Here is a 17,701-nt window from a genome sequence, read left to right as displayed (position 1 = left end):
CGCGCATGATTTCAAACAGGTCACGAGCGTGAAAGACCTGGATAAAGAGAAAGGGGCCTGGTTCTTCGGTAATGAAGGCGGCGTGGGGAGCCGCTGGGGGAACGGGCTTAATGTGAAGAACGAATTGCGTACGCTCAATCAGCCGTATTCGGGAAAAGTGAAGATCAAATCACGATGTTTCCTTTCCGGCTGTAACGGCGTTGAAGCCGGAGCAGAGCAGACAAAGGAGATACGGGACGGTAAGCTTGAGGTTACGCTCGATGTGGGCGGCCACAGCGGACCGTTCGGCATCGAAGTGATATGCGATAAGGGGAGCGTGTCGTATCTTTTCGGCCGCTCGGGACACGTCGAACGACAGACGATACCGCTCACCGGCGGCATGCGGAAGATGTTCGAAGCTACGCTTGCGCCCTACGAGAAGACGACGCCGGTGTTCGGACGCGATATGTTCATCGCAAAAAAAGGCGACGATAAGAACGCGGTATTCGAGATAGAATCCCCGGCACCTGCGCCCGGGAAACAATTATCCGTGAAGCTTCTCAAGGACATGAGCGGCGTACGTGCATTCGCGTATACCGCACAAGCTGACGGATCATTCGCTGGCCGGGAGATAACGGTGACCGCTCTGAAAAGCGGGAATGAAGTGATGATACCCGTCGCAGCACCGTACACGTTCGTAGCGATAGCGGGTTTTGCTGATGGGAAATATAAAGAAGCGTGGGCGATAGTATTCCCCGAATCGCATCTGGAAGCGGCACTGTCATCGTCTGAGAGCGGAAAGCCGCTTAAGGAATTCCAGGTGTCCGTGCTTACGACGGACCGCTTGACGAAAAAAGGGCTCGCAGGCTACGGGATATTGGAAGTATTCGATAATCGCGTGCAGTCAAAAAGCGCGAAAGAACCGCTCGCGTCCGCCGTGGGCGATAGCGCTCGTGCACTCGGCGATCATCTCACAAGCTGGGTCGATCATAGCGGTCTGGTCGCGGAAGAGGCCGAAAAGGAATATACAAAAACCGCTGCACCGCAGAGTATTGCGGGCGCTATGAAGGATGAGGATGCCCCCTCGCCGAAAAAGATGGCGCAGCGCTCGCGTGCCGCCATTTCCAAACCGGCACCTTCGCCGATGGGGAAAAGCGCAGAGACAACGGCAGTCGAAATTCCGGATGACCAGGAAGCGATACGTGAAGGCGAGAAGAAAGTCGTCTATTGCGCGATAGTGAAGACCGGCACCGACGGCAAGGCTGTTATATCAGTAACGCTCCCGCCGCAGACGGGACGCTGTTCGATGCGCTTCACCGCTGTCGATAGATTCGATTATGCGGAAGCGGTGCGCGATATCGATGTTGCCAAGGACAATTATCTCGAGGTGAGCATGCCCGAACTTGTCATGCCGGGTTCGCGCATCTACGCGCGTATCGCGGCGTTCGCCATGGTCGACGGCGCGAAGATAATGATATCCGGCGAGGGCATCGATAAGGAACGTGCCATCGCGCTTGGCACAGGCGCGTATGAGGGAACGTTCGAACTGACCGGCGATCGCTATGGAAAGATACTCTTTACGCTTGTTGACAAGAGCGGCAAAGCCCTCGATAAACGCGAGAAGACCATACGCAATGTCAGCACTATGACGATGACGTATTCCGACGTGTTCATCTCGGACGGCAAGCCGCTTTCCGTCGACGGCGATGCGATAACGGTGTACGCGAATTCGTCGCTCATGCTCAACAATATCGCGATGAACATCACGACAACGATGTATTCATGGTTCGGTCACGCGGAAGCGCTCTCGGCATCGGCGGCAGTACGCGCGGTGCTCATCAAGGCAATCGATGAAGGTCTCATAGAATCAGGGGGCATGCGCGATACTCTTAAGAGCGATCTCGCGAAAACCGTCAAAGACCTTTCTGAAACGTTCTACGACGAGAGCGCTCATCTTGTCAGACCGTATCCGGGACTTGCCGCACAGGAGCTCTGGAGCGTGTGGGCGGCGAACAATCTCTCGACCATGCTCGTCTATCTCGACGGCAGCCGCGCGGGCGAATTCAAGGATACGATTTCGCACGCGAAGTCGATGACCGAAGCGATATACGCCGAACTCAAAAAACGCGGCGTAAAGACCGAGGAGAACGGCTATGATGCGGCAAAGCATCAGGAAACGATACCTATCGAGGTGAACGGTGTTGTCGTATACCGTGCGGTGACCGACCCTGCGGCGGCGGAATGGTTCGTGAAAAAGGCGATGCCCAAGCTCTCGATCGATACGGCGAAGAACGAGCGTGATATGAGCGTGAACTTCGTAAAGCTCTATGATACCTACCGTTTCCTGCGCTCCTTCGAACGTACCGGCATGGCACACTATCTCCTGCTCAACGCGAAAGCGCTCTATCTCGCAGGCGATCCGAATTTCGGGAAATTGTTCAGTGCCGTGGCGAAAAACATCGTTCTCACCGGCGAGCCGGGTCTGATTCAGGGTCCGGCGCTTCTCGGCGGCGTGTACTCATCCCCCGGATCGGTGGTGAAATTCCTCGACCTTCTCATGACGATGTCACATGACAAGCAAATCACAAAAGCCCCGTCGATAACCGTCACAAAGAACGGCAAGGCAGAGACGATCACGATATCGCGCGGTTACGTCACGCGTGAAGGTGTTTCATCGGTAACATCGCCGGCGTTCACTGCGGTACGCGTGGATAAAAAGAAAGAGGTGAATATCCTTTCGTACACGCAGAACAAACAATATTTCCATGCGTCTGTATCCGATACATCGCTTGCTGTCGGGGACGAAGCAACGCTCACGGTGGAACTCAATAAGGACCGCGACCCGGCGGAATATTATGCCGTCATCGCCGTACCGACGACGCTATCCGTACGCCAGACCGAGGACCTTCTTTCGGATTACAAAGGGCAGCTCCTCTACGGACAGCGCGCTACCGGCGGCCAGAAGATAATGCTCATTACCGTGCCGTTCCGCGGCTCGCGGACGCTCACGCTTTCTGTCGAAGCGGCCCTCGCCGGCGAGAGCGAGGGATATGTTTTCGTACGGCACATGAGCGCTCCGGAAATGTGCTCGACGATAAAACTCCCGCGGGTGAAGGTGAAGTAACAAGGAAGCGGGTCTTATTCCGGCTCCATGTGTATCGTCACATCGGCGCCGCTGAACGCCTTTCGTATATCGCTTTTGAGTATATCGGTTGTGTCATGCGCATCGCCTATCGATATGCCGCCGGGGAACAAGAGGTGCATGTCGATGAAGACATGGCTTCCGGAACGCCGCGTGCGGAGCTTGTGATACGTGAGCTTATAGTTCGCGATGATGCCCTCAAGCTCGCCCATTTCCGCCGCCGATAACCCCACATCGATGAGCGGCTGCACCGCCTTCAAGAGAAGCAGGAACGCTTCGCGAAGTATGAATATCGCCACCGCGATGGCGACGATGGAGTCGATGACGGCAAGCCCGCTTAAGCGTATGATGAGAAGCCCAACGGCGACGCCAGCTGACGTATACACATCCGCCTTCAGATGGAGTGCATCGGCCTCGAGCGCGACGGAATTGGTCTCGCGTGCAACGCGGTAGAGCATTCGCGACACGAGAATGTTCACGACCGAAGATATCGCCATCACGGCTATGCCGATATCAATGGAATGTATCGCCGTGCGGTGAAAAAGCCGCATGATCGCTTCGTAGATGATCCATCCCGATGCGACGAAGATAAGGAGCGCCTCAATGACGCCGGATATGTTCTCGAATTTCCCGTGACCGTACTGATGTTTATTGTCGGGAGGGTTGTCGGAAACACGTACCGAAAAGAAAGCGATGAGCGCGGCGAGAAGGTCCATGCCGGAATGTATCGCTTCGGACACGATACTGACCGAACCGCTCAGGACGCCTGCGACGCATTTGATGACAATGAGTACACTGTTGGATAGTACGGAGATACGTGCAGCGCGGGCTTTCCTGTTCATGCGGTGCTCCTGTGGGCGTCCGGGATTATTGTATATCCGGATCGCGAACGGTGTTCGTCGTATGTCGCGGAAGTCCCACAACGATCATTATCGCTGCTGCTTTACGTGAAAGCCCGGTTCGGAAAAACCTGATCCTCCAATACCACTTCACTGTACAGTATTCCGCGACTTTTGTCAATATCCCGGGCATATTCCATGCCATCGCCCCGGGGCACGGATGGGATTTGACTTTACTGACATTCATGCATATATTTAGTAAAACGTTTTACCAAAATATGAAAAGAACAGGCATAAAAGAGATAGCGAAACGGGCGCGGGTATCCCTCGCATCGGTGAGCAGATTCCTCAATAACGGCGATAATTTCTCGATACGGGAATCGACCAAGCGGCGCATACGCAAGGCGGTATCCGAGCTTAATTACATTCCCGACCACGCTGCTCGGTCGCTTAAAAGCGGCAAACGTGAAACAATAGGCGTTATACTCAGCCATATCGATGCGCATATGACGGGCCTTCTCGCCGAGGTAGAGATATGTCTTTCCCGAAAGAAGCATATGCTCCTGCTTGCATCATCGGAGCATAATGTCGTTCATGAATGCGCGCTCATCAATGCGATGCGGCGGCGTACCGACGCGCTCCTTATCGTCTCGCAATATGACGGGAGTACATCGATGGATACGTACCGCGCGGCGCTTGCGAACATACCGGCGGTGTTCATCGACTCCGATCCCGCGTTCCCCGATGCCGTATCCGTTACCGGTGACAATAAAGGCGATGCGGTAAAAGCGGTGAAGCATTTTGCCGACCGGGGAGTGCGTGAGTTCATCTACCAAGGGGCCGGGCGTTCATTGCCGGTGCTGAAAAGCCGCTACGAGGGATTCTGTGAAGCGCTCCCGCACGGTGCAGCACAGGAGAAGTACGAGGACATCGATAATGCCGATACGCAGCGATTCATCGCCCGAATAAAAGCAGCGAAGACACCGCCGCTCATGTTCTTTGCATCGCTCCTTCATTGTGAACCGTATCTTTCCGCCTGCAGCGAACATGGTATTGTCGTGGGACGCGATGTGTTCATCACCGGCTTCGATGAACCGATCATAGCGAACCCGACAGAGACGATACGAAAGATCGCGGCATCGCTTGCATCACCCATTCCGTTCATACTGCAGGACAGACGGACGATAGCAGAGAAATCCGTCGATGCGGCACTGAGCGGTGCGCATGTTTCGGAGAGAGTCCCCGGCATTTTCATGAATTTTTAAATATATCGGGAGGATCTATGAGCAGCACCGTATGCAAGTCCATCGTCATCGAACGTCCGCGCGAGGCGGTATTCCGTGATATCGAGCTCGCGCCAAGGCAGAGCGACAGCGTCATCGCGCGCACGACAATGAACGCGATAAGCGCCGGCACCGACATGAAGACATGGCGCGGCGAACAGCATCCGGATAAGCTCTACTATCCCTGCGTTCCCGGCTATGAGAATGTCGGCGTTATCGAAGAGGAAGGATCGTGGGCGCCGCAGTTGAAAAAAGGCGACCGCGTTATGATCAATGAAGTCCGAAAATTCGGGAATATCTGTTCGGCGTGGGGCGGCGGTACGCACATCGCGCAGAAGGATAAGACGAGCGCAGGCGGCAACGATATGATGTATAAGATACCTGACAATGTTTCCGATGTGGAAGCAGTGCTCGGTTATCTCGGCTGTGTGTCGCTTAAGGGCGTCTGGAAGACACCGATCAAAGAGAACGATACCGTGCTCGTCGTCGGCGCAGGGCTCATCGGTATATCGGCTATGCAGATAGTAAAGATACTCTATCCGAAAACGCGCGTCATCGCGCTTGAACGTCATCCCTTCCGGCTTGAGATAGCAAAGCGCTTTGCGGACGCGGTCATTCTCGCCGACGGCACCGAGGAACAGCAGCTCCGCGATGTCACGAACGGCAAGCGCGCGGACGTCATCATCGAATGCTCGGGCAATCCCGCCGTGCCCGGCACACTCCATAAATTCCTCAAGGACGGCGGCTGGTCGCGCGATAGTTCCGGCGGCCACATTCATCTCCAAGGTGATTATCCCGAAAAGCTCATCTTCGACGATTATCATCGCTGGTTCGGCAAGAACTGCACGCTATCGATGACCTGCGCCATGTATGGCGAATGCAAGCCGCAGATACTGTCGTGGATATCGGAGGGGAAACTGAAACTGAAGGGCTTGCCGGTGGAGACGTGGCCGGTGGAGAAATGCGCCGAAGCGTATGAGTATTTCGACAAGAAGAAAGGCGATGTGTTCAAGATCGTGTTTGATTGGAGGGGGGTATGATAATAGGCAACGCAGCATGGGGCTTTCGGGAAACACCGTTGGAAAAGCAATTAGCCATCACAAAGTCGATGGGATGCTCAATATTGGAGCTTCACATCGCATCGATACCGGCGGATCTGATACAAATGAACGCAACGGATACGGATATTACACGGGTGAAGTCGCTGTTCGCTGCGAACAATATACGGCTGGATTATGCATCCATCGGTAATGATTTCACAAGTGCGGATGAAAAGCAGAACTATGCCGCGCTCGATGCCGTGAAAAAAAAGATAGATATCGCGGCAAAGCTCGGCGTGAAGGGGATCCGCATCTTCGCGGGGTTTTCCGCAGCAAAAGACGTCATCGGCAAGCGATGGAACGTAATGATAGACTGCCTTAACAAAGCCGCCGAGTACGCGAATCCGAAGGGGATATTTCTTGCGATAGAAACGCATGGCGGCGTGAAAAAGACCGATGCCGGCTTCATTCACATGCCGAGTGCGTCCACCGGAAAAGAGCCCCTTGCAAGGATGATGAACGAGATTCACCCGTCGCTTGCATTCAATTACGACCCGGCGAACGTGTGGGCGGCGGAGCGTATTGCGCCGGAGAACGTGCTTTCGATCATACGGCCGCGTGTGAAGTATGTACACCTGAAGGATTATCGTGTTGTGAAAGACGATGTTGTCATGCCGGTGGGCTGCGGCGAAGGCGTACTCGACTGGAATACGCTGCTGCGGTCGCTAACCGACTACGACGGCCCGGCATTCATTGAATATGAACCGACGGAGGATGTCGAGGACGGGTGCAAGCGGTCGCTCATGTATCTTAAGCACTTTACCCGTTAACATTCCCGGCCGTTGTTCTGCTATACAACCTCAAGCATATCCCGCGCCGGGAGTTCCGGGAACGGCGCGGCAGGGATGGTCTGATACCAGAACGCTGTCGATGCGATATCGTCCTGCAAGGGCAAATATCGCCCATCCTTGCGCCAGCCGAGCGCCTGTATCGTCACGCGGAGGTCTTTCTCGAAGCGGACAGGATCCATGATATGCCAGCGATAGAGCGAGAAGCGCTGCTGCGCCTTGTATAATCCGTCCGGACGCAGTACCTGATGCAGCCCCGCATACGGCGTGGTGAATTCTCGGTACCCGCCGTTCTCTTTGCCGACATCGAAATTATACGAGCCGCAGAAATAATCCTCCGTGCCGGTGCCGCATATAGTAGGGAATTCGGTATCGCCGTCCATGAAGAATTTTATCTCGCCCTCGCCCCACCAGCCGTTATTGTTCACGCCCCAGGCCATGGAGGTGCCGATATAGTGGCCGTGTCCGCGCACGCCGTCGAGTATCGTGTACACGCTCTTGTACGGGAGCGGATTTGTCCGACGGAACTGCGCGTGAAAATAGGCGGCGTCATCGGGAACATCGGTGAGCGTGTAGTTTATCTGATAGTAAAGCACCATGCTGTTCTTGTTCGCATCAACGGCATCCTTCGGCTGTATGTTCTCGATGGTGATCCGGCAGTGCTTGCGGAACGGCATCTCCCAGTAGCAGTTGAACGCGCTCCCCGGGTTCACGCACACGGCAAGCGATGAGAGCTGGCGGAAATTCGTGCCTTTATGATTGCTCCCGTCATCGGTGCCGAACCCTGAGCAGAAAAAGTCGCCGATGGGAACCTCCACCGACGGCTGTGCCTGTCCGTCCCAGTAGATGCGCACTATCGTGAAACGCCAATTGCCCGTGGGCGTCATCCATATCTGCTGTATCGCTCCGGGTCCTTCGATGTCGGCAATGGTCACCGTCTCACCTGCCTTGATGCTGATGCAGGGCCGGACTTTCCATCCCTGACCGAGGTCACGCGACGGCCCGTGCTCTGGATGTATCGTCATCGCGCCTTTGCCTTTTTCTCCGGTGGTGTTCTCCGGGCTTATTGAACGTGTCTTCGCCTTCGAGAGAAGCGAAAGATTTCCGAGATTCATGCCGAGTCCGTTGAACATACTATGCTCCTTCTTTCGAGTTCAATACTGTTATTTCTTCTTGCGCGCTGTCGGATGCTTCTTCGCCCAAAGCGCCTTGTTCTTTTTCATTTCCGCATTGAGCAGGACTTTCCGAGATGTGATACGGTTCTCTTTGGGGATACGCCAATTGCCTCTTTCGTCGCGAAGCACCGGCAAGCGCTTTTCCACCGGCGGCGGTGTGGCCGCTTTGACCGGCTTGTCGCTGTACCAATAGGCGACACTGGACATCTCGTTCGCGAGATGATTCCCGTGGCCGTGTTCTATCGTTACCTTTATCTCTTTCTGAAAGTGCACCGGGTTCTCGATGTGATGTACATAGCTTGTCTGATAGCCGCCAAGCGGCTTGTTCCAGGGGAGGGGCTTCGTGAGCGGGAACATGTTCTTCGTATGATGTTCACAGATCGATGAGCCGTTCCTGAGAAAGGCGTTCGGCTGCATGCCCCATGCCTGATTGAGATAATCCTCGCTCCCCGTGCCGTGAAGGTCCGGCGGCCATTTGTAGCCGTCCACCCATATCATATCGTCGCCCTCACCCCACCATGTTCCCTGGAAATTCGTCACGCTGATATTGCATCCGATGTAATGCCCGCGGCCTTTCGTTTCAAGGATTATGTAGTTGTTATCCCAGGCAAGGCGTTCTTTGTTCGCGATATTCGCCTCCGGTGTATTCACCGCGATCTCATGCCCCCAGCCGCCGAACGGATTCTCGCGGCGGAACTCCGCATGGAAATACCCGATCTCCTCATGCGGCGCTCGATCGTACGTTTCATAATCGACATAGAAGTACTGGCCATGGTCCTCATCGCTTTCATTGATGATCTCGAAGACGGCTCGCCTGGCGAAGGGCATGGGCACATAGCAGTTGAGCGCACAGCCCTGATTGAACTGATTGTTATTGTTCGTCGATGCGCTGAAAAGAAGCGACTGATACGAGTTCACGATGGAATGACCGAGGCCGAAGAAGTCGCCGAGCGGACAGAGCACGCTGGGATGCGAGGCGTCATCGAAGGTAATGCTGATAAGGCATTCGCGGTAGTGCTCCCTTTGTGTCAGCCAGATATGCCGTATACAGCCGGGGCCCTTTATGTCGGCGAGAACGGCACGTTTTCCCGCGCGTATCGTCCAAGCATCGTGATTTCGCCCGTCAACGGCCCAAGACGATGATCGGCCGCTCTTTGCATTGCTTACTACTGCAAGGGAAGAAAGGATATTGGACATCATGGTGAACTCCGGAATATGTCGTTTTCAACGGTACGGCGATATAATAGTCATTGATTTCTTCATAAAAAATGTATAATATATATAAATATTTGTAGTATTATTCGGTGGCCTATGCGTTATTTCAAGCATTTCAGGGGATACCCCGACGGTGGGGAACAATGCTATGTTCGGGCGCTCGGTCTTAATGAGCGTATGCCGCCAGCGGTGATCGATAGGCCAAGGGGCAAAGGCGATTATCTCTTCATGTATTTCTATGACTCGGTCACGATACAGACGGGAAACGAGCTGGTTCGGGATGCCGGTGTTCTCATGATATGGCCGCCGGGGGAGCGGCAGCATTACGGGAATCAGCATGAGCGATGGCGCCATTCCTGGATACATGCGAGCGGCAGCGCCATCGGGGCGTTTCTCAGCGAAAGCGCTTTGCCGATGAACACAATGCTTCGATTGGAACATCCGGCCGTCCTCGAACGGTATATCACCGAGCTTTATAACGAGATAACCGCGTTTCGCACGGAAGATACCGTTATCACCGAGAATATATTCCATACTATGATACGTTCCGTTGCGCGTGAGCTCCGCGGGGCCGAAGGAGGTTTCATGCCGGAGTATATTCTGCGTGTGCGGGAACACGTAGAATCGCATTACACGCAACCCTTGTCTATCGCCGATCTCGCCGCCATTGCGAACCTCACACCGGCGCATTTCGGCACGATGTATAAGAGGCATGTAGGGCTTGCCCCCGTTGCGCACATCATAGAACTGCGCATGCTCGAAGCGTCGACATTGCTCGCGAACCGGAACATGAAAATACGCGACGTAGCCGCGGCTGTCGGCTATGAGGACATCTATCACTTCTCGAAGCTCTTCAAGAAGCGTTTCGGGAAGAGTCCGCGCGCATACCGCGGGAGCGAATGACCCATCGATTGACAAATCAACCGGCGTACATATTATGAAGGTTATGATCACCGCAGCGCTTAATGCCGTGCATTTTCAGCTTACCCGAAGCTGTAATCTCCGCTGCCGCATGTGCGGGCAATGGGGTATACACGGGTATCAGCGCGAGCATGCCGCGGAAACGGAGCTTGGGCGCACGGACTGGGAACGCATCATCGGTGAGCTCACGCCGCCCATGAACATCACGCTCTGGGGCGGGGAACCGCTCCTCGCCCCGTACTGCATCGATATCGCGCGGCTGCTCAAGCGGCGCGGTTTTTCCACGAGTATCGTCACTAACGGCGTGCTTCTCAAGAAACATGCCCCCGAGATGAAGGACCTATTCACAACACTGTTCGTCTCAGTGGACGGAAGCGCGCCGATACATGACATGGTGCGCGGAGTGGCCGGCACATTCGCGCGTGTCGACGAAGGGATACGCACGGTGCGCGAAGTGCTCCCGGGGCAGAAGCTCTGCATCAAAACGACGCTTGTGCGTGAGAACTTGAATGATCTCGCTGTGCTCGCACCGCACATCCGCGCATGGAAGGCGGATCACTGGTCGCTCGATGCGCAGATGTTCCTCTCGGGGCCGCGTAAGGAACGATATGAGGAATTCGAGCGGTCGATCGGCGTTGCGCATGCATCATCGATAAGCTGGAAGGATGAATTCTCACCGGGCTACGGCGTGCTCGTTTCGGATACCGTGCAAAAGCTCATTGCGGCGAACGGGGACCTTCCGATACAGCTTGGCGGACATGCCATGACGGTCGAGGACATCGTCGAGTGGTTCGACAGCCCCGACAAGGATATTGTCGATCATCATTGCTATGCGCCGTGGCGGCGGCTCTCGATACAGAGCAACGGGAACACATCGTTCTGTCTTGACATCACCGACGGCTCGATCGGGAACGTGCGAGAACATGCTGTCGAGGAAATATTCCGTTCGGAAAAGGCAGAGCGTTTCCGCACGGCCGTTATGAACGGAGAGAACCCCGCGTGCATACGCTGCGTGTGGAAACGGCATACGATGGCATATCGATGATCCGGACGGATCGATCAACGAAGATTGATGAAATGCTTCTCGAGATACGCCCGTCGCGCGATAGCTTCCGTTATATGCACACCTGCGGGGTACTTTGACGCATATTCGCCGTACTGCTTATACGCCTCGGTGAGATTGCGCACATCGCTCCCGCCCTTATCGTAAATGGATGCAAGGAGATACACGCTTTCCGGGCGAAGTTCATATGACTTGTGTTTCGCGAGCGCACGCTTCAATGTTTCTATCGCCTGTGCACGGTTCTTCGTATCATTGAGAACGAGCGCGGCATAGTAGAGCGCGTTCCCCGCGTACTGCCCGTCGGGGCTCATGCGTTCAAGCGTAAGGAAGGCAGACAACGCCTTCTGATTGTCCTTAAGCGCACGATAACAGAGCCCGAGAGCGAGCTGCGAGCGATCGCGTTCCGACGCCGGTATGCCCGTGATCGTCCCCACGCGGGTATAGGCCCCTATCGCTTCCTGATAATTGTTCTGTGCATACGCGATATCCCCGAGCGCTATGGCGCTTTTCGCACCGTACTCGCTCGACGGATATTTCTGCGCTATCGTCGAAAAGAGAGCACGCGCTTCGGTGTACGCCTTCGCCTTGAAGAGGTCCATCGCTATCTGGTACTGCTTGCGCTCCTCAGTATCCTTGTCCTTCTTGCCGACGGCGGCGGCGTTCGTCTTAGACTCAAGCGCTTTCTTTACCGTGATGCGGTATGTCGTACGCGCCGTGACGGAAAGATCCTCGATAAGGTCCACCGAGACCGATGCAATGCCTTCGCGTACGGCCTTGAACATGAGCTGCGAACGTGTATCGTCCCGTGTCACCTGCAGGAACGTGAGCGCGTTCGTATCGAAACCGTTGATACGTACATAGGTGTTGAAATTCGTCGTCGCTATCTGGATGATGATATCTTCATTGACGGAAGCGGATAGTTCTTTCACGCTCTCGAAACCCGGACGCTCCTCGTATATCATCTCGTCGAAGAAATCATTGGTCGCACCGTTCGTTGCTGCACCGGTACCGCCGCCAGGCGATGTACCTTCCGTATTCGTCTCTGCGAAAACAGCAGCGGCGATGCACAGGAGCGTTATGCTAAGGAAGTTCGGCATTGCCACGTCGTTTCCTCACATCCTCAAGTTCATATCGCTTATTGGTAATGGATGTCCGTCGTATGAGAGCGCTATCCGTATCGTTAAGGCGCATACCCCGCGACGGTTCCTTTATTTTTCCCGTCACCGGCTCATCGGCGAGCGTCGCCCCGCCGTCGTTGGAGAATATGCTGTCGTCGACCAGGAGCGCCTTGCGCTCGATGCGATTGTAGCGGCGTATCTTATCGGGCAGCGTGTTGTCGCGTGTCGAGAGCATCCTGCCGGCGGCGAGCATTTCATCGGTACCGCGCTCACGCGTTGCCAATGATGCATTCACGGCCGCTTCATCCTTCATTACAGGTTTTTTCCCGGGACGGTAGATGATGAAGAAGGTCAGGATGAAGATGAGCAAAGCCCCGGCGATAACGGGGATACGATAGGCGAGAATGAACGCCTTTGCCTGTTCGATGAATTCGCGGATAAGTGCGCCTATGTCCATGCGATACCCGTTGATGACACGATGGTTTCATAGTAATCGAGATGGGGAATTATGTCAACATAGTCAGTGTGCCTGATGCGCCGTCGAGCACGATCTTCTGCCCGTTCGCAATGCTGCACGCATGTTTTGTATTGTAGAACGCAGGAATGCCGTACTCCCGTGTCGTTATCGCAAGATGTGAATATGGGGAACCATTATCGATGACGAGCGCCTGTATCTGCGAAAGATACGGCATTATCGGCAGAGCCCGTTCATGCGCAACGATCAGGATGATGCTCTCTTGGTCCGGCTTCGGGTCCTTTCCTGCTATCCACGCATATCCTTCGACCCGTGCATTCATGGTCGCTTGGCAGGAGAGAACGGCAGTGGGTGATGCTTTGGTCTCGCATGTCGGAACAGCGTTCGTATCCGCCGTAGCAAGCGGGAGCGTACATCGATGCGCCCTGTATGCAGCTTTTCTTTCGTTGATCAGTTCCGGGGAAATAGCATTCCCGCTGATAAGTCCTTCGATCTCAGACGATGAGAGGTAAAAGATATCCTGCCAATCATTTATCACGCCGCATCTCGACAGCACACGACCGACCGCATGACATGCGGAGACAAAAAGGCCGTTCTTTGCGCTGTCGAAGTGAATGCCGTGGTCGTCACGCACCTGGAACGCACGGCGGCCTTGGCGTACGATGCGTGAAAGCTCCCGCAGCGGTATGTTCGGGTAATGCGAGCGTAATTTCCTGAACAGCGCCTTTTGACGGGATGCGATCTCGCGATCAGCGGAGACCGGTATCGCACGCTTTGTGCGAAGCATGTCCCGAAGCTCACTGATGACAAGATGCGGAGATATCAATGCGGTGAAAGAGAACGGTAGGCGATAGTCGCCATAGGTCTGATACATGCCGAAGCGGCGTATATATGCCTCGATCAGATGGAGGAGCCTTCTGCCGTCATGTGTCCGCGGCAAACGCGCGTAGACTATTCTGTCATATGGCATGGCATCGAATAATCGCGCCAGATCCGTGCGCTGGACAAGAGCGGCCATCTGCAGCAGCTTTCTGCGGCGGATACTCTCAAGGCTCGGGATATAGAGCAGGTCAAATCGCTCCGCTGCAGAGAACACGTCATGAAACCCCGGCAGATCATTTTCGATCGTTCGCTGGTCTGCAGGAGCCCCCTCGATATAGCACAATCCCCATACCGCTTTCCAATGTCCATATGCGCTTGCATCGATGTGCGCGATCGCCTTCGGGATGAGACCACGTATAGTGCGGCGATCGTTCTTTTTTTTCAGACGTGCAATTATCGGACGCTGCAATGATCCGATCTCCAGTAGCGCAAGATCGTGATAAGCGTTTTTTCCCTGTGCACCGAGCGACGCCACGATGTTCTCGAATGCTGCGCGGCCGGTTTTTTCAGGCAGCGGTACCGGCAATGAGTAGAGGAATCCGTTCCATGCTTCGGTGCGGCTGCTCATCGATGCATAGCCGAGTTCCTGCGCGATGCGAAATGTCCCCCGTGCCCCGGCGAGTGCCGCTTCAATTTCGAGCGGGCGTAGAGGATACAGTAATGCGTTCTGTTTCCATGGGCCATCGCTGTCCGTAAACCATGCCGGCCGCTCCGGTTGCCGCTTGAACGTCGTGACCGGGCGCGATTGAAGGATATGAAGCGTATTCCCGTCAAATGTCCATTCGATATCCTGGTGATCGCCAAGCGTCCGCTCGATCTTCAGGAAGGTGGGAACGCATGATCGCACTGTGGTGAGCGAGGTGGCATCGGTATTACTGCGCTCAATAACCTGTATACCGCTCTCGGCATCTTGTTTTTCAAGAACAGCGAGCATGCTCTCGGCGCTTCCTTCAACGATACCGGTGCATGCTCCTCTCGTGAAATTCACGACTACACGGTCGTCACGGGCTTCTTTCGTATCGCAGGTGAAAGCAACCCCGGAAAGCGTGCCCGGAATATAGACCTGAATGATGACAGGCATGGTTATGTCAGGAAGATATCCGTACCGGTCGAGAAGTGCGGAAAGCGCCCGGTCGGAAAATGCCGCCGCATAACATTGCTTTATCGCATGTACGAGGAGAGCCCGCGAAGTAATACCACCGTGCGACGAGAACAGACCGGCACCGCTGAAATCGGCACCGTCCTCCAGCGGACATGATGATCGCGCGATGAGTTCGCGGCTGACATGTGACAGCGTATCGAATATCATATCGATGCGGCGCCGGTGTTCCGGAGGATGTTCGCCGCCGATGATCTTTTCCCGTATGCGGTCAGCTTCACGGAGGATGATGTTCCGGTCCGTAGAGATGTTGTTGTGATGAAGATACTCGCGGAACATCATGCTGTCGATGCAGTAACCGGTCGGCACCGGGAACCCTGCGCGTATCAGCTTCCCGAGAGAGACCGCTTTCGTCCCCCATCGCGATATTTCATCATCGATCTCATGTAACTGTGCCGTGCATGCATCCATGACGTCTCCCCTGCAAACGGGATCTGCTCAGAGCTGACATCGACCGTACGAGAACAGGCGCGTATGCACGGTGTGCCTATCGCTGCTTACAGCAATTCCGCTATCTGCACCGCATTGAGCGCCGCGCCCTTAAGGAGCTGATCCCCGGCAACGAAGAGCGCGAGCGCGTTCGGGTTGCTTATGTCCTCGCGTATGCGGCCGACGAGGCAGTCATACTGTTCGGTAGCATCGATGGGCATCGGGAACAGATTTTTCTCGCGGTCATCGACGATCTTTAGACCGGGCGCAGCGGAGAGAAGCTTTTTCGCATCGCTCACTGACATCGGGCGTTCGAATTCAACGACAATGCTCTCGCTGTGCGCGCGGAGCACCGGCACACGTATGCAGGTGGGGCATATCCTGATGGAATCGTCATGGAATATCTTCCATGTCTCCTTCACCATCTTGTTCTCTTCCTCGTTGTATCCGTTCTCAGCTATCTTGGTGTTATGGCTGAAGAGATTGAACGCATAGCGATGCGGCATTATCTTCGGCACAGCGGGCTTGCCGGCAAGCACGTCGCGTGTCTGGTCCTCAAGCTCGGCCATGGCCTGTGCGCCTGCGCCGCTTGCCGCCTGATAGGTGGAAACGACGATACGCTTTATCCTGTTGACCGTATGGAGCGGCCACAGCGGCATGAGCATGATGATAGTCGAGCAGTTGGGATTGGCGATGATCCCCTTGTGCTTTTTTATATCTTCGGGATTTATCTCCGGTATCACGAGCGGCGCGTTCGGGTCCATGCGGAACGCGGACGAATTATCGACGACGACGGCGCCCGCCTTGACGGCTTCATCCGCGAATTCGCGCGAGCGCCCGGCACCGGCCGAGAAGAGCGCAACATCGATCTTCTTTCCCGCGAAACATCCCTTCACGAGCTCCTCGACAGGATACTTCTTCCCGCGATACTCCATTTTCTTCCCCTTGGAGCGCGCGCTCGCAAAAAGGAAAAGTTCGCCGACGGAAAAATTCCGCTTATCAAGTGTCTTCAACATCTCCACGCCGACCGCTCCGGTGGCGCCGACAACCGCTACATTCATCTGTTTGGCCATACGTATACTCCTCTTTGTGTTCTGTTCGGCCGCGTCTCGGTGCGCGGCAGTTCCGGGTCTCCCCGGATATTATTTTTTCGTGTAGTTGAAGATGCGTGCGAACGAGTCGGACTTGAGCGCCGCCCCGCCGACAAGCCCGCCGTCGATGTTGGGCATGTTGAGGAGCTCATCCGCATTCTTATCGTTCATCGATCCGCCGTACAATATCACCATGGCGTCCGCAAAGGCGCCGCTGTATACCTTTGACAGTACGCTGCGTATATGCTTGTGCATGGCGTCCGCATCATCCGGCGTTGCAGTCTTGCCGGTGCCTATCGCCCATACGGGCTCATACGCAATGACGACCTTCTTCGCATCCGCTTCCGCCAGGCCCTCAAGTCCTTTTTTCACCTGGTCGCCGACGATGGCCTCCGCCTTGCCGGACTCGCGTTCGGCAAGCGTTTCGCCGACACAGAATACCGGGACAAGCCCTTTGACAAGCGCTTTTTTCACTTTCTTATTGATGAGCGCATCATCTTCCTTGAAAATGGAACGGCGCTCTGAGTGGCCGAGAATGACATGGGTCACGCCGCTCGCCAGGAGCATGTCCGCGCTTATTTCGCCGGTGAAGGCGCCGCTGTCCTCGCAGTACATGTTCTGCGCGCCGAGCTTGACGTTCGTCCCCTTGACGACATCGTTCACTTTCGCGAGCGCGGTGAACACCGGGGCTATCATGATGTCGCGATCGGTCACACCCTTCGCTTTCTCGACGAGTTCTTTCGCGAGTACCGCCGCTTCATCCGGGGTCTTGTTCATCTTCCAGTTGCCGGCGATGAGTTTTTTGCGTGCCATACCTGAATCCTTCGAAATAATTGAACGGCGATAATATATCCGATTGACGAGAAAATGCAATAATAAAAGTGTACCCAAATCCTCACATAAGGATAAAGAGAAACCACGGAGATCACGGAGAAAAGGCCGAGAAAGAACGGAAGGGCAGCTGAACATTTTCACCCGAAAGATGATACCTGCTGCGCATTGTCCTCCATACGCTTCATTGCATTCTCATACATTCTCTGTG

General features: G+C 55.0%; 14 protein-coding genes. 6 read left to right on the top strand and 8 right to left on the bottom strand.

The annotated features are described in order from the left end of the window. Positions 1-3,103, top strand: a 3,103-nt coding sequence (locus tag AABZ39_10430; protein ID MEK6795185.1) for a hypothetical protein, incomplete at its 5' end; no start/stop codon positions are given. A gap of 14 nt (positions 3,104-3,117) precedes the next feature. On the opposite strand, the gene AABZ39_10425 is transcribed toward AABZ39_10430, so the two are convergent. Next, positions 3,118-3,963, bottom strand: coding sequence for a cation diffusion facilitator family transporter (locus AABZ39_10425; GenBank protein ID MEK6795184.1), 846 nt, complete (start codon positions 3,961-3,963; stop codon positions 3,118-3,120). Positions 3,964-4,238: 275 nt separating this feature from the next. On the opposite strand from AABZ39_10425, the gene AABZ39_10420 reads away from it, so the two are divergent. The 3 genes from AABZ39_10420 to AABZ39_10410 are packed head-to-tail and all read left to right on the top strand — an operon-like array spanning position 4,239 to position 7,113. Further along, the gene (locus tag AABZ39_10420; GenBank protein MEK6795183.1) at positions 4,239-5,225 is read left to right on the top strand and encodes a LacI family DNA-binding transcriptional regulator; all 987 of its coding nucleotides are present in this window, start codon (positions 4,239-4,241) and stop codon (positions 5,223-5,225) included. A 17-nt stretch (positions 5,226-5,242) separates the two neighbouring features. After that, positions 5,243-6,283 (top strand): zinc-binding dehydrogenase, encoded by a 1,041-nt coding sequence (locus AABZ39_10415; protein ID MEK6795182.1) that lies wholly within the window; start codon positions 5,243-5,245, stop codon positions 6,281-6,283. Further along, the gene (locus AABZ39_10410; GenBank protein ID MEK6795181.1) at positions 6,280-7,113 is read left to right on the top strand and encodes a sugar phosphate isomerase/epimerase family protein; all 834 of its coding nucleotides are present in this window, start codon (positions 6,280-6,282) and stop codon (positions 7,111-7,113) included. Before AABZ39_10415 ends, AABZ39_10410 begins: the two co-directional genes overlap by 4 nt. Positions 7,114-7,133: 20 nt before the next feature. Here the strand turns inward: AABZ39_10410 and AABZ39_10405 are convergent, their stop codons facing one another. Together AABZ39_10405 and AABZ39_10400 are read right to left on the bottom strand one after the other, a co-directional pair. Further along, the gene (locus AABZ39_10405; GenBank protein ID MEK6795180.1) at positions 7,134-8,264 is read right to left on the bottom strand and encodes a glycoside hydrolase family 172 protein; all 1,131 of its coding nucleotides are present in this window, start codon (positions 8,262-8,264) and stop codon (positions 7,134-7,136) included. 30 nt (positions 8,265-8,294) lie between these two features. Next, positions 8,295-9,506, bottom strand: coding sequence for a glycoside hydrolase family 172 protein (locus AABZ39_10400; GenBank protein MEK6795179.1), 1,212 nt, complete (start codon positions 9,504-9,506; stop codon positions 8,295-8,297). 111 nt (positions 9,507-9,617) lie between these two features. Here AABZ39_10400 and AABZ39_10395 point away from each other — a divergent pair, with 111 nt between their 5' ends. Both AABZ39_10395 and AABZ39_10390 read left to right on the top strand, forming a co-directional pair. After that, the gene (locus tag AABZ39_10395; protein MEK6795178.1) at positions 9,618-10,424 is read left to right on the top strand and encodes an AraC family transcriptional regulator; all 807 of its coding nucleotides are present in this window, start codon (positions 9,618-9,620) and stop codon (positions 10,422-10,424) included. 34 nt (positions 10,425-10,458) lie between these two features. Then, complete coding sequence (locus AABZ39_10390; protein MEK6795177.1) at positions 10,459-11,487, top strand: radical SAM protein; 1,029 nt, start codon at positions 10,459-10,461, stop codon at positions 11,485-11,487. Positions 11,488-11,501: 14 nt separating this feature from the next. Here the strand turns inward: AABZ39_10390 and AABZ39_10385 are convergent, their stop codons facing one another. The 5 genes from AABZ39_10385 to tpiA all read right to left on the bottom strand — a co-directional run bounded on the left by AABZ39_10385 (position 11,502) and on the right by tpiA (position 17,472). Continuing rightward, positions 11,502-12,602: a tetratricopeptide repeat protein gene (locus tag AABZ39_10385; protein MEK6795176.1), complete on the bottom strand. Its 1,101-nt coding sequence runs from the start codon at positions 12,600-12,602 to the stop codon at positions 11,502-11,504. Continuing rightward, on the bottom strand, positions 12,586-13,080 hold the full coding sequence (locus AABZ39_10380; protein ID MEK6795175.1) for a hypothetical protein: 495 nt from the start codon (positions 13,078-13,080) through the stop codon (positions 12,586-12,588). The genes AABZ39_10385 and AABZ39_10380 overlap by 17 nt, the downstream gene beginning before the upstream one ends. Before the next feature lie 49 nt (positions 13,081-13,129). Next, positions 13,130-15,550, bottom strand: a complete 2,421-nt coding sequence (locus AABZ39_10375; GenBank protein ID MEK6795174.1) for a PEP/pyruvate-binding domain-containing protein — start codon at positions 15,548-15,550, stop codon at positions 13,130-13,132. An 86-nt stretch (positions 15,551-15,636) separates the two neighbouring features. Further along, positions 15,637-16,641: an aspartate-semialdehyde dehydrogenase gene (locus tag AABZ39_10370; protein MEK6795173.1), complete on the bottom strand. Its 1,005-nt coding sequence runs from the start codon at positions 16,639-16,641 to the stop codon at positions 15,637-15,639. Positions 16,642-16,710: 69 nt separating this feature from the next. Next, positions 16,711-17,472, bottom strand: a complete 762-nt coding sequence (gene tpiA / locus AABZ39_10365; GenBank protein MEK6795172.1) for a triose-phosphate isomerase — start codon at positions 17,470-17,472, stop codon at positions 16,711-16,713. Between the last annotated feature and the right edge of the window lie 229 nt (positions 17,473-17,701).

Source organism: Spirochaetota bacterium, assembly GCA_038043445.1.
Taxonomy (GTDB): domain Bacteria; phylum Spirochaetota; class Brachyspiria; order Brachyspirales; family JACRPF01; genus JBBTBY01.
This window is presented reverse-complemented; position numbering and strand designations above follow the sequence as displayed.

Excerpts from the sequence above, each read along its gene's own strand:
- AABZ39_10425 (MEK6795184.1), bottom strand. The coding sequence starts at position 3,963 with ATGAACAGGAAAGCCCGCGCTGCACGTATCTCCGTACTATCCAACAGT.
- AABZ39_10420 (MEK6795183.1), top strand. The coding sequence starts at position 4,239 with ATGAAAAGAACAGGCATAAAAGAGATAGCGAAACGGGCGCGGGTATCC.
- AABZ39_10415 (MEK6795182.1), top strand. The coding sequence starts at position 5,243 with ATGAGCAGCACCGTATGCAAGTCCATCGTCATCGAACGTCCGCGCGAG.
- AABZ39_10410 (MEK6795181.1), top strand. The coding sequence starts at position 6,280 with ATGATAATAGGCAACGCAGCATGGGGCTTTCGGGAAACACCGTTGGAA.
- AABZ39_10405 (MEK6795180.1), bottom strand. The coding sequence starts at position 8,264 with ATGTTCAACGGACTCGGCATGAATCTCGGAAATCTTTCGCTTCTCTCG.
- AABZ39_10400 (MEK6795179.1), bottom strand. The coding sequence starts at position 9,506 with ATGATGTCCAATATCCTTTCTTCCCTTGCAGTAGTAAGCAATGCAAAG.
- AABZ39_10395 (MEK6795178.1), top strand. The coding sequence starts at position 9,618 with ATGCGTTATTTCAAGCATTTCAGGGGATACCCCGACGGTGGGGAACAA.
- AABZ39_10390 (MEK6795177.1), top strand. The coding sequence starts at position 10,459 with ATGAAGGTTATGATCACCGCAGCGCTTAATGCCGTGCATTTTCAGCTT.
- AABZ39_10385 (MEK6795176.1), bottom strand. The coding sequence starts at position 12,602 with ATGCCGAACTTCCTTAGCATAACGCTCCTGTGCATCGCCGCTGCTGTT.
- AABZ39_10380 (MEK6795175.1), bottom strand. The coding sequence starts at position 13,080 with ATGGACATAGGCGCACTTATCCGCGAATTCATCGAACAGGCAAAGGCG.
- AABZ39_10375 (MEK6795174.1), bottom strand. The coding sequence starts at position 15,550 with ATGGATGCATGCACGGCACAGTTACATGAGATCGATGATGAAATATCG.
- AABZ39_10370 (MEK6795173.1), bottom strand. The coding sequence starts at position 16,641 with ATGGCCAAACAGATGAATGTAGCGGTTGTCGGCGCCACCGGAGCGGTC.
- tpiA (MEK6795172.1), bottom strand. The coding sequence starts at position 17,472 with ATGGCACGCAAAAAACTCATCGCCGGCAACTGGAAGATGAACAAGACC.